Origin of the sequence: Halomonas sp. AOP22-C1-8 (assembly GCF_052378905.1) — a bacterium.
GTDB classification, from domain to species: domain Bacteria; phylum Pseudomonadota; class Gammaproteobacteria; order Pseudomonadales; family Halomonadaceae; genus Vreelandella; species Vreelandella citrativorans.
The window spans coordinates 137,594-150,055 of the sequence record NZ_JBQSYD010000004.1; the positions used below are offsets into that span (position 1 = coordinate 137,594).

The 12,462-nt window shown below is 48.3% G+C and carries 9 protein-coding genes and 2 pseudogenes; 8 read left to right on the top strand and 3 right to left on the bottom strand.

All coding sequences use genetic code 11. The features are described 5' to 3' along the window. Nucleotide 1 precedes the first annotated feature (1 nt). The gene (locus ACT3TY_RS03800; protein ID WP_444627399.1) at nt 2-580 is read left to right on the top strand and encodes an NADPH-dependent FMN reductase; all 579 of its coding nucleotides are present in this window, start codon (nt 2-4) and stop codon (nt 578-580) included. Nucleotides 581-667: 87 nt separating this feature from the next. Beyond that, complete coding sequence (locus tag ACT3TY_RS03805) at nt 668-1,498, top strand: sulfurtransferase (RefSeq protein ID WP_192526904.1); 831 nt, start codon at nt 668-670, stop codon at nt 1,496-1,498. Between the two features lie 24 nt (nt 1,499-1,522). Here the strand turns inward: ACT3TY_RS03805 and ACT3TY_RS03810 are convergent. Continuing rightward, a pseudogene (locus tag ACT3TY_RS03810) lies at nt 1,523-1,879 on the bottom strand (YifB family Mg chelatase-like AAA ATPase); the annotation flags it as partial. A gap of 46 nt (nt 1,880-1,925) precedes the next feature. Next, nucleotides 1,926-3,221, bottom strand: coding sequence for a hydantoinase/carbamoylase family amidase (locus ACT3TY_RS03815; RefSeq protein WP_192526905.1), 1,296 nt, complete (start codon nt 3,219-3,221; stop codon nt 1,926-1,928). A gap of 448 nt (nt 3,222-3,669) precedes the next feature. On the opposite strand from ACT3TY_RS03815, the gene ACT3TY_RS03820 reads away from it, so the two are divergent. From ACT3TY_RS03820 to ACT3TY_RS03835, 4 genes are all read left to right on the top strand, one after another. Then, the gene (locus ACT3TY_RS03820; RefSeq protein ID WP_192526906.1) at nt 3,670-4,650 is read left to right on the top strand and encodes a TAXI family TRAP transporter solute-binding subunit; all 981 of its coding nucleotides are present in this window, start codon (nt 3,670-3,672) and stop codon (nt 4,648-4,650) included. Between the two features lie 138 nt (nt 4,651-4,788). Continuing rightward, nucleotides 4,789-6,702 carry a TRAP transporter permease gene (locus ACT3TY_RS03825; RefSeq protein WP_192526907.1) on the top strand — a complete coding sequence of 638 codons (1,914 nt, stop codon included), beginning with the start codon at nt 4,789-4,791 and terminating at the stop codon, nt 6,700-6,702. Between the two features lie 794 nt (nt 6,703-7,496). Beyond that, nucleotides 7,497-8,375 carry a helix-turn-helix domain-containing protein gene (locus tag ACT3TY_RS03830; RefSeq protein ID WP_192526908.1) on the top strand — a complete coding sequence of 293 codons (879 nt, stop codon included), beginning with the start codon at nt 7,497-7,499 and terminating at the stop codon, nt 8,373-8,375. Between the two features lie 81 nt (nt 8,376-8,456). After that, nucleotides 8,457-8,792: a hypothetical protein gene (locus ACT3TY_RS03835; protein WP_192526909.1), complete on the top strand. Its 336-nt coding sequence runs from the start codon at nt 8,457-8,459 to the stop codon at nt 8,790-8,792. Between the two features lie 288 nt (nt 8,793-9,080). On the opposite strand, the pseudogene ACT3TY_RS03840 reads toward ACT3TY_RS03835, so the two are convergent. Next, nucleotides 9,081-9,752: pseudogene (locus ACT3TY_RS03840) on the bottom strand (ATP-binding protein); the annotation flags it as partial. Between the two features lie 131 nt (nt 9,753-9,883). On the opposite strand from ACT3TY_RS03840, the gene ACT3TY_RS03845 reads away from it, so the two are divergent. Then, nucleotides 9,884-10,573: a TnsA endonuclease N-terminal domain-containing protein gene (locus tag ACT3TY_RS03845; protein ID WP_217990263.1), complete on the top strand. Its 690-nt coding sequence runs from the start codon at nt 9,884-9,886 to the stop codon at nt 10,571-10,573. Nucleotides 10,574-10,623: 50 nt separating this feature from the next. Continuing rightward, the gene (locus tag ACT3TY_RS03850) at nt 10,624-12,459 is read left to right on the top strand and encodes a Mu transposase C-terminal domain-containing protein (protein WP_176483351.1); all 1,836 of its coding nucleotides are present in this window, start codon (nt 10,624-10,626) and stop codon (nt 12,457-12,459) included. The last annotated feature ends 3 nt before the right edge of the window (nt 12,460-12,462 follow it).

The window sequence follows — 12,462 nt, forward strand, 5'->3', positions numbered from 1 at the left end:
AATGAGCGTAGTACCCAAGGTATTAGTATTTGCTGGAAGCAGTCGTCAGGATTCACACAACAAACAGCTGGCGCGGCTGGCGGCCAAGCGTATTGAGGCGCTGGGCGGCGTCGCCACGTTTGTGGATTTGAAAGACTACCCGTGCCCCCTGTTTGATGAGGACATTGAAACCCAAGGCGTTCCGGAGAACGTGCTTAAACTGCGCGAGTTGCTGGCTGATCACCAGGCACTGATTATCGCCTCGCCGGAATACAACGGCTTTATCACCCCACTTTTGAAGAACACGCTGGACTGGCTATCACGCCCTTATGAAGACACGCCGGGCCTGGCACTTTACTCAGGCAAATGGGCCGCGCTGGTCTCGGCCTCGCCTGGTGGGTTAGGTGGCATTCGCGCGATGCCGCTGGCCCAACAGCTGCTCGCCAATCTGGGCTTGATCGTACTGCCCCAACCCATGTCGCTCTCCAAAGCGCACACGGCTTTTGATGAAACGGGTACGTTTATTGAAGAAGCTAATAGCAAAAAACTGGATGCGCTCTGCCAGCGGCTGGTGGATATTCTGGCGCGTGTGAAGGATTAGGTTTTTTTAGCTACGTTATTTTAAATAAGCCTTTTCAACCAGGCACCCTTCAATAGCCTACCCAACTGTCTCAAGGGAGTTTTACGCATGTCAGATATTCTGATGAGTGCCAATGACCTGTTGGACCGCCTGGCGAGTGATGTTCCACCCACGGTGCTGGATGCGTCGCTGCCCAATAGCCCCGTTGCGGCTCATGTGCCGGAAGATGATCGAAAAATACCCGGTTCACTTGAGTTTGATATCGAGAAGGTCTTTTCCGACCGGGAGGCGGTATTTCCGCATACGCTGCCCTCGAAAGAGGCACTGGAAGCGGCGTGCCAAGGCCTCGGCTTGACCCCTGATGATGAGATAGTGATTTATGATAATCGGGGTGTTTACTCCTCCCCGCGTGCCTATTGGTTGCTCACTCAAGCGGGCTTCAAGCATGTAAAGCTGCTGGATGGTGGCTTGCCTCACTGGCTCTCGCTGTCGCTGCCGGTGCAGCACGGTTATTCCGTGCCAGCGCCGCTGTCCTCCCGCCCTGTGCTAAAGGCCAACGAAAGCGTGGTCAGTGTGGACGAGGTCTACGACAATATTCCGCAGCAGCGCTTTAAGCTGGTGGATGCCCGAAGTGCCGAGCGCTTTTCAGGGGCCGGCCCCGAGCCCCGTCCGGAATTTCCCAGTGGGCATATCCCGTCCTCTTTTAATCTGCCGTTTACCGAGCTCTTGGATAACGGATACTTCAAGAGCCGGGAAGAGATTTCAGAGCTCATGCGCAGCAAAGAGCTTTACCCTTCGGACCACCTGACCTTCAGCTGTGGCTCCGGCATCACCGCCTGCATTGTGTGGGTAGCCGCGGAGTTGGCCGGGTACGAGCACCTTTCGCTGTTCGATGGTTCATGGACGGCGTGGGTGATGAGCGGCCGCCACGAGGGTTGATGGCAGGCCTTTTTTCATACGCTTTCAACTTTTTCTTAACAGCCTGTCCAACTGTCGATAGCCAATGGCTTCAATTAAATGCGGCTGGGCAGGTTTGGGTTTGCCTTCCAGATCCGCCAGCGTCAGCGCCACGCGCAGCACGCGGTGGTAGACGCGGGCGGAGAGTTTGAGCTTTTCCAGAATGCTGGCAAGCCAGGCGCGTTCCTCGTCGTTCAAGTCGCAGGCGGCTTCCAGGGCTTTACCGCTTAACTGGCTATTGAGTGCGCCGCGTACCATTTGGCGCTCTCTTGCGGCCATCACTCGCTCGCGCACGGCTTCCGATGATTTACCCTGAGTTTGGGCGATGAGTTGTTCGGGCGTTAGAGCGGGGACTTCGACCCTGTATTAATATAGCCGAGAAGCAGCCCAGTGGAGAGCCAGGCAGTGCTTACCAATCAGTGATCGCTTTAAAGAGAATATCAGTGCCTTTGATAAGGTCGTCCACATCCATGGCTTCTCGTGGGTTGTGAGAACCATGGGCATTACGTACGAAGACCATGCCTGACGGAATACCGGCATTGGCAAATATGGCGGCGTCGTGTCCAGCACCAGAAGGCAGCTTATGTGGTTTGATGCCACAATCTTCGGCGGCGAGAGAGAGACGTTCGATGACGTTGTCATGCATGCGGGCTGGTGCGGTATCGGTTCTATCATCGAAGGTAAAAGTAACCCCATGTTGGTGCGCAACTTCCTCACATTCCGTACGGAAACGTTGGTAGAAAGTTTCCAGCGTATCAGTTGCCTGACTGCGTGCCTCAAAAGCGAACGTCAACATCCCCGGAATACGGCTGATAGCATGCTCTTTCGGATCGGTACCCACCATTCCAATGGTGACGACAAGATCCTTTTTCTCTTCGAGAAAGGCGCGCCAGTGTTCATCCAAGCGGTTCACTAGATCGCCGAAGGCAAACACCGCATCTTTTCGCAAAGTGCGTGGGATAGCGCCTGAATGTCCTGCTTCGCCTTGGCACACGATACGAGTGTGGCGCACATTGCCGCGTATACCGGAGACGATGGCCGCTGGCCATTGCTGCTCTATCATCACTGGTCCCTGCTCGATGTGTAACTCGAGATAGCTTTTGGCAATTTGCGGGTCGAATAAGGATTTTCCTAATTGAATAGGCGCAAGATTGATACCGACGCCTTCCATTGCGGTGGCCAAAGTGCTACCGGAGCCGCTCGACTTCGCAGACAGGTCATGCTCGTCGAGCATGCCGAAAAGCGCGCGTGAGCCTATATTGGCGCGCCCATAAAAAGCACTTTCTTCTCCTCGCAACATTAATAAGCGCACAGGGGTGGCCAATGGCGGTTGCACCTGCTGAAGGCGAATGAGACAAAGCAGCCCCGCGACGATTCCCGCCGCTCCATCATAGTTTCCGCCTTTGGGTACTGAGTCGGCATGGGAGCCTATATAGTGCCCCGCACGATGTCCATCATCCTCGGGCATTCGGACGACAATGTTGCTTGCACTATCGGATAAAACTTCCAACTGATGAGCAGTAGCCACGGCAGAAAAAATCTTTAATGCGGCATCTTCACCGCTAGAGTAGCACTCTCGAGTGATTCCTTCTTCGTCGGAAGTTTCGTTAGCCAGCTCATGGAAAATTGCTTCGGCCAATGCGTTTTCAGAGGAAAACCCCGTCCAGTCGACGTAGCTGAAATAGCGGGTGGAAGAGGAACTCATAATATAGTCTCCTTGTTGTTGAGCACGCTCATACCATCCATAACTGACTACGTGACCAACCATATCTGCGAATTTATCTTAAAAGATACTTATCTCATTTTTTAGATAATGAGATTGTCTGTTAAATTTGTCAATTCGTATTGATGCTCTTTAATATCAATGCAATTAAAAGCGAGCCCTTTACGTTAACAGAGAGATGCCTTATCCATAGGGGGGACTTCGATACTTTCCATGTCCTCAAAAGAGGATTAACTAATGAGCACTTTTTTAGTGCATTTATTATAAATTTAACTTTTTTTGCACCAAATTGGATCAATAATGATGTTGTCGAGTGGTCTTTATGGTTCCTTTTCTACATAAGTCTATATTAATAAACATTTTCTTTTTTTTTGGAATTTTCTTTGCTTTTGTATTTGAGAAACATTTTAAAATTTGAGGTTAATTAAAAATGAAAAAGATCCATTGGACTTACAGCGTTGCTGTTGTGTCAGGAGTCATACTTGGCGTGACCAGCCTTACCGCATCGGCAAAAGAGTTCATCTCTATCGGGGGAGGAGGAACTGGGGGCACTTTTAACACTCTTGCAAGTGGCGTTGCATCCCGTATGAATGACACCTTTGATGATGTGCGGTTCACGGTTGAAGGCTCGGCGGGCTCTACCGAAAACATTCGGCGTATTGGTTCGGGTGATCTGCAGATGGGTATTACGTTCACAGGCGATTCCTATCTTGCCGCGAACGGACTTGAGGATTTCGCTGAAACGGGGACAGTCGACAATGTGCGGTTTTTAGGATTTGTTTTCAGCGCCGTATCGCAACTTGTAACCACTGCTGATTCAGGAATCGAATCTATCGCCGACCTGGAAGGTCACCGCATTTCTGTTGGTAGCGCCGGGTCTGGTACGGCTCAAACCATGGATCGTATCCTGGAGTACTTCGATCTTGAGGATCGTGTCAGTACAAGTTATATCAATGGATCGCAATCTTCCGACCAGCTGCGCAATGGCCAACTTGATGCCTATCATGGGCAGTGGGGGGTTCCTGCGGGCGCAATCGTCGATACCACTTCGAGCCTTGATGCCAAGTTAATTAGCACGTACGACGAACTAAAAGACGCCGATTTTTTCGATGCCTACCCATTTTACAGCGAAGCGATTATTCCGGCTGGTAGTTATTCCGGTATTGACTATGACGTCAAATCGATCCGCGACATTGGTATTCTCGTGGCCAGTGAAGACGTAAGCGACGATCTTGCTTATCGTATATTGGAGAGTCTGTATAGCGAAGAAGGACTCGAACACATGCGTGCGGTGAGCAATACCACACGGGAAATGAGTCTCGAAAACGGAGTGAGTGGCGGCAACTTCATTCCGTTGCATCCAGGCGCAGAGCAGTTTTGGCGTGATCAAGGCATTGAACTTCCTCAATAACATTTTAAGTACGTTCTTATCATTAAGTCACTGAAAGAAAGGTGGTAGCTAAAAGCGACGCTTTTGTTACTACCTTTTCTCGCTCAGGATGCCTTGGTAAAGAGTGCGTAGGCTACTAACTCAGAGTAGGTCGAATACATGTTGCGGAAAAACGAAAAGATACGCAGCGAACGTGATGATGGCACAGTAAATATTGACGGGCTGCAGTCGCCATGGCGCATTATTATCAAGCTGCTTGCTGCGTTTATGAGTGCTTTCTACCTTTATAGCGCCGCTTTTGGTGCAGCCGACATGCAATACCATCTAGGCGTTTTTGTGGCTCTCACCTTCGCACTGGTCTTCATAACGTATCCCACACGAAGAGGTACATCTAAAAGCGCGCCAAGCCTTCTTGATATAGGGCTGGCGGGACTGGCTCTGGTCGTGTGTGGATATTTCATGCTCTATTACCCAGATATAACACGCCGGCTGGGAGCAGAGACACAGGCCGATTTGTTATGCGGACTTATTCTTTTAGTTCTCTCCATCGAGATGGCGCGGCGAGTGCATGGTTGGATGCTGCCCGGTATCGCGATAGCGTTTATCCTTTTCACGATATTTGGGCGCAGTATGCCTGATGTGATCTCGCATCGCGGCTTTTCGCTAGAGCGCATCGCGTTATTCAATTTCATTTCGGAAGATGGGCTTTTCGGAATGATCGCTCGAGTGTTCGTTAACTACGTAATCGTTTTTATTTTTTTTGGTGCCTTTCTCTCGGCATCCGGTACCGGCGCTTTTTTCATTGATATAGCGACGGCGTTAGCGGGTAAGCGCACTGGGGGCCCTGCCAAAGTCTCGATTGTTGCTTCAATGCTATTGGGTTCCATTTCTGGTAGTGCGATTGCCAATACCGTCACTACTGGTTCTTTGACAATTCCCTTGATGAAAAAAACGGGATATCCCAAAGAAACGGCGGGGGCTATTGAAGCATCGGCATCTATCGGGGGTATGTTTTTGCCGCCCGTTATGGGCGCGGGCGTCTTTATCATGGTAGAGCTAACTGGCATTCCTTATCAGACGCTCATTGCAGTCTCCATCGTGCCCGCGATCCTTTATTTTGCCAGTATCTGGTGGGCCGTTCATTTTGAGGCCAAGCGATTAGGTCTTCGTGGCCTGTCAGATGACGAGGTGCCAAAGGTCAGGTCAGTTCTACGCAAACGGGGCATTCTGAGTTTGCCTCTGCTCTTGGTAATTGCATTGCTTGTCTATGGGTTTACACCAGCATTTGCCGCTTTTTGGGGTGTGCTGGCAACAATCCCTTGCTCATGGGGGACAAAAGAAACGAGGATGGGAATCGGCGATATCTATGCTGCACTTTATCAAGGCGGGCTTAGTACGCTGGTTATCGGTTCTATCGTGGGCGTCATTTCCATTATTTTGGGAATGATTAGCTTGACCGGAATGGCCCAAGAGTTCACCTCGATATTCCTCTCGGTTTCAAGCGGTAATCTGCTTCTAGCGATCATTCTGATCGCTCTCGCGAGCCTAGTGATCGGTATGGGATTGCCGGTAACGGCCTCTTACATCGTAATAGCAGTGTTGGCGGTACCAGCCTTGAACGAGCTGGGCGTTGCATTGATTGCCGCTCACATGATTGTTTACTGGCTAAGTCAGGACTCAAATATTACGCCTCCAGTATGTATTGCCGCATATGCTGGAGCTGCAATTGCAAAAGCAGATCCATTTACGACCGGCGTAAGGGCAATGAAATTATCAAAAATGCTCTACATTATGCCCTTGCTGTTTGCCTTTTCACCCATGTTGATGAATGGAGAGCCATTCGATATTGCGGTTGTATGGCTGTCCGCCTTGATAGGAGTGTTTCTACAAGGTGCCGTAAGTGCGGGTTACTTTCGCACCAAAACGAATATCAGTCAGCGAATCCTATTGTTAATCGCAATGGTGTTGTGCTATTGGCCAAACGTTTGGACAACGGTGTTGGGTATCATCATGTCCGGCGTGGTTTACCTGTGGCAACGGTCGCAATATTATCAATCGTCTTATTCAAGATAACGGTAGCTAATACCTTTAGCGGTCGTTAAAAATGGGGGCTTGTAAAGTAGCCCCCATTTCGTAAGCGAAGCGTAGAAGTTAGTATTACAGTGTAACCTTGAATATGACCTGTATTGAGGTGCCATATCCTTTGAGCGAAATATGATAGCGTTTACCGTCGTAGCCGTCTCGGCCAGCTTTATTAGAAGATGAGATCTCTTCTCTGGCAGAAAATACTATCGAGTTTTATGGCCCTTGATCAGCATTGCTTGGTTGGCTAGGTACGATATTACGACATCAGCTTAATATAGGTTATTACGAGATATTGATATTATTTTTTATGGTAACTGTTTTGATGTTTAGCTTCTTTATGAGCTTCACGTGCAAGCAGGTAGCATCAGGCTACGCTTATCGCATCGGCACAGCATCGATATTGTCGATTTCCTGGTCGTAAATCCGGCGATGGTGATGAAAAAACCATTGGTTGATCAGCTGCCTGGATATATCTTATTGATCGTGTATGCCAAAAGCCGACTCTTTATCATGGTACAAGGCTTCCAGTGCACACTATATTGCCACACGTGTTATCTTTCCTTGAGACAAAGTGCGCAAAAATCATATATTATGATAAGTGTCTCATTCTGATATAAAAGGCGGCCGTTGGGAGCCCGAAATGTGTGATTCTAAATATTTATTTGGTAAGCCTTATCACGCCTTCGTTATGCGAAAGTACATTGAGATTTTAATGTATGTTGCTCGATACATCGGGTTCAAGGCCATGCCCCCTATATCTTATAATAAGAAGGCTTTTGGGTATGTCTGAAAAATTTAATGATATTGGAGATAGGCTGCGTGCTTTTCGGCTGGGTAGTAATATACCGCCTGAAATTATAGCAGATAAAATCGGTGTTTCAAGGGCGGCGCTATATCGTTATGAAAAGGGCGCACTTCCTAAGCTTGAGACCTTGGAAAAAATATCCGAGGTTTTATCCGTTTCAATGACGACCCTTTTAGGCGTCGGTGTGGAATATCTATCGTCTTGTGTCAGCTTTATGGAACGCATGCGGCAAATAGAAGTCGAAACACGCCATATTTCAGCAATGTTTGGTCCCATTGCCTATTTATTGACAACGCCACAGTATGATGAAGTTTTAAACGATGTTCTGAAAGAAAGTCTACCTGATGATCTAAAAAAATGCTCAGAGACTTTAAAAGTCGTAGATAATATCATGAATGTCCTAAGGGAGAGAAAGAGAAACTATATGCTCAAGAAGCCTGGGTTTTTAAGCCTAATGTCTGCTTCTGAACTTCAGCGCTTCGTTGGGAATGGGTTTGTTGGAACATATAATCTTGATAATCAGTTGGTTAAAAAAAGAATCGTTATTGCTAAAAATGAGGTGGAGCATATTATCGGTTTAATCGAAGATCAGCCAATCGGTGTTCAAGTGGGATTGCTGAAAGACACAATGCCAAACTCCTCTTTTCAAATATTCAAACAACCAAAAAGAGACACTATTGCAACAAGTCCATTTACACTAGGGGATCTTCCTAATGTTAGATTAGGGGTTGCGATGATCACGTCGGCACCAGAGGCTGTCAAACTTCATACTGATATTACTAGCGATATTTGGGGGCGTTCGCTGAAAGGAACAAAAGCTATTGATTATATAAGGAAAAATATTTTAATTGATTAATTTCATTGGTTAAGGCGTATTTTTATAAATCGAGTTGTTCTTTATGGCAACTTAATAAGTAGAGTTTAAATGGAGGTTGATATGAAATTTATTGACGCTATCGAAAAGTTTGAAAATTTTCCGGCTTGCACAGATGCCTTCGTAAAGCTAAAGAAAGATATGAACGAGCTGATTATAAATGATCCGGATTATGCAGCTGTTTATCTTGTGATTCATGATTTTTCTAAAAAACATCACTTTTATTATGAGGATCAGGCCGTCTCGCCAGAGGTTTCCGATAGTGCTAAAAAGCAAATGATTGAGTATTTAACCCGGCTTAAAGAGCTTGTTTCAAACCGAAATAGAGAAGCGGCTTTTATCGCACTTAGTGCTATTTCTCATGACTATTTCACTCAAGGCCGTGTTCTAGAGCCTTAAATTTAAACGGTATGGGCGGATTCCGCATCCTTCCTGATTATCCAAGCGCATTATGGCGGATGAATGAATACTTTGCTTAATATTTGTACGATAGGCAAGGATACTCATAGCTTGGGTAGAGTGTTCTGACCAGGTCCCATGGGTAGTAGGCAATCTTTGATCTTGATTTCGCTTGAATGGATGTTGGGGAGCTGGGCCATGTTTCACCACTTCCTGCGCAAGCTAAACAGCGATCTAAAAAATCAAACGAGGTGCTGCTACAGACAAACCAGAGTTCAAACGCCCCTCTCAGGCCCCCTTCAACAGCCTATCCAGCTGTCGATAGCCAATGGCCTCAATCAAGTGCGCCTGAGTGGGTTTGGGCTCCCCCTGTAAATCAGCCAGCGTCAGCGCCACGCGCAGCACGCGGTGGTAGGCGCGGGCGGAGAGTTTGAGCTTTTCCAGCACGCTGGCAAGCCAAGCGCGCTCCTCATCGTTCAAGTCGCAGGCGGCTTCCAGGGCTTTACCGCTTAACTGGCTGTTGAGTGCGCCGCGCACCATTTGGCGCTCTCTTGCGGCCATCACCCGCTCGCGCACGGCTTCTGAAGATTCGCCCTGGGTCTGGGCGGTAAGTTGTTCGGGCGGTAGCGCGGGAACTTCGACCTGTAGATCAATACGATCCAACAGCGGGCCGGAAAGCCGCGCTTGGTAGCGCTGAATCTGGCTGGCGGTGCATTGGCAACGCTGGCGTGGGTCGCCCAAATGCCCGCAAGGGCAAGGATTCATAGCGGCTACCAATTGAAACTGAGCCGGGTATCGGCGTTCGTGGCTGGCCCGGGCCAGATGTATTTCGCCTGTCTCCAGTGGCTGGCGCAGAACTTCTAGCACGTTGCGGGAGAACTCCGGCAGCTCGTCTAAAAAAAGCACACCGTGATGGGCAAGCGAGATTTCTCCTGGTTTGGGTTTTGAGCCACTGTGAATTCCACTAAAAACAGCTACTAATGCTATACTGGAACAATATCTTACGTTATTTTCGACAAGTAAATACGCTACTAATTGACACCAATATAAGCGACTGGGTGTTAAAATCACAAATATATAGGCGACTGAATATGAATCGGCCTGTTAGAGTTATTGGAACTAACCGAAGGAGCCTTACTGGGCAGGTTTCTTTCTTACGAGGAAGCACTTGCAATTTTGAGTCATCATTAGAGCGCGATTTCCTGATGATCCTCGATTTTGATCCGTTGGTCGCTACGGTTTGTGAGCAGCCGCTAACCCTTAAGTATCAAGATGATGATCGAAAAAGGCGTCAGTACACGCCCGATATGCTCGTGACTTACTCGGATGAAGCGGCGCCGATTCTGTATGAGGTTAAGTATCGCGAAGATTTGAGAGAAAATTGGCACATTATGAAGCCTAAATTTCAGGCAGCTATACGCTATTGCAAGCAGCAAGGTTGGGGCTTTCGCATTGTGACTGAGCGAGAGATTAGAGGCACTGGCCTATTGAACAATGCACGATTTCTAAGGGCCTATAGGGACTTGGCAGAGGACTCGGCTACCGCTACTCACTTGGCTAGAACCCTTGCCGTGCTCGGTGAAACAACACCTGAAATTCTACTTACAGCTGCTTATGCGAATGAGGAAAAGCGTATGTGTGCGCTTAGTTGTTTATGGCAAATGATCGCTATAGGCCGTGTTCATGCTGACCTCATACGCCCATTAAACATGTCCAGCCCCATATGGATTACTAACGGAGAAGGTTTCTTATGGCTACAGAGCCCGCTTTTCTATCGGTAACTACTGGGTCTGTGATAACAGCCAATGGTCGTACCTATAGAGTTTCGCACTTGTTGGATGCAGCAACCCTCCTTGCTAAAGATACCGACACTGGAGAGGTGCACCGTCTGTCTGCGCATCAGCTTCGTCCCGTAACGGATATAGAGCTTGGAGAAGGTGGTGTTGCTGAAGGAAAGGATTTATCCGAGATCGAAGACGAAGACTGGCAAGTTGCTCAGCAGCGGTTTGCAGCAATCCGTCCTCTACTTGACGATCCATTTCGTACTCGTGCAAAGGCAGAGCAGTTAGCAGAAGAAGCCGGTGTTCACGTTGCCACTTTATACCAATGGGTTAAGGACTATCACGAGGCTGGCCATATTTCAGCATTGATACCAGCCCCGCGAGGCCGCAAGCCAGGTACGAAAAAGCTCGATAAGAAAGTCGAGGCAATAATCGAAGGGGCGATCAATGACTTATATCTAAGTCGTCAACGATATAAGCCCAGTGACGTAATTATCACTGTCAAAGCTCATTGCAAACAGGCCGGTTTACTTCCTCCTCACTCCAATACAATCCGTAACCGCATAAAACAGATTTCGACACGTGAAACGATGAGACGCCGCGGGCTACGAGATAAGGCGCGTGACACCTTTGCTCCTATCAGGGGAGAGTTTCCAAATGCGGATTTCCCTCTTGCTGTTGTTCAAATAGATCATACGCCTGCTGACGTCATCTTAGTTGATGAAGAGCATCGTCTGGCGCTTGGCCGACCGTGGATAACTCTGGCTATTGATGTCTTTTCACGAATGGTGGTGGGGATTGCGGTTAGCATGGAAAAGCCCAGTGCTATCTCAGTGGGTTTGTGTGTCTCCAATGCCATGTTGCCTAAGCATGAATATCTTGCAAACCTGGGGGTGGGGCAAGAGTGGCCAGTCTGGGGGAAAATGCGTGTTCTGCATGCTGATAACGCGAAAGAATTCCGGGGGAAAATGCTGCGCCGGGCTTGTGAACAATACGGTATCGACCTGCAATTACGTCCGGTAAAGCTTCCCCACTACGGCGGACATATAGAGCGTTATATGGGTACTGCTGCAAATGAGATACACACCTTACCTGGCACAACATTTTCCAACGTTGAGCAACGGAAAGGATATGACTCAGAAAAAGAATCAGCGCTCACCCTTCGTGAGTTTGAGCAGCATTTAGTTGAATTTATTGTTGGGGTGTATCACCGTCGCAAGCATTCTGAATTGAACATGCCACCAATGCGCAAGTGGCAACTCGGTATATTAGGAGACTCAACACAGCCGGGCTTGGGGATGCCGCCTATACCAACTGACCCCACGCGTTTGAAGTTAGACTTCCTTCCTCTTTATTCACGCACTGTGCAGCGCTACGGCGTCCAGCTGGATGAAATTAATTACTACCATGAAGTGTTGAACCCTTGGATTGGTTCAAAAGACCCCGAAAATCAAACGAAGGCTCGTTCATTTACTATCCGTCGTGATCCACGCGATATCAGTAAAGTCTATTTCTACGACCCTGAAAGTGAGATCTATTACATGGTTCCTTATCGGAATCCTACTCGACCAGCGATTAGTGTGTGGGAGTTACGGGAAGCAACTCGCCGCATTCGAGAGGAAGGACTGCGGCATGTTGATGAGGATGTGATTTTTGAGACCATTCTCAAGATGCGTCATCGTGTTGAACAGGCCGTCACGAAAACGAAGCAAGCAAGACGTCAGATGGCTCGTATCAATACGACGAAGAAACTCGCCAAGAAAACGGAATCTGTTGAAACACAAGCGCCTGCTAAGAGTGTTTTTCCTGCTCCACCTCAAACAGAGGTGCAAAGTGAGATTGATATATTCGCACTGCCTATAGAACCATTCGATGACGATGCCTAGGGA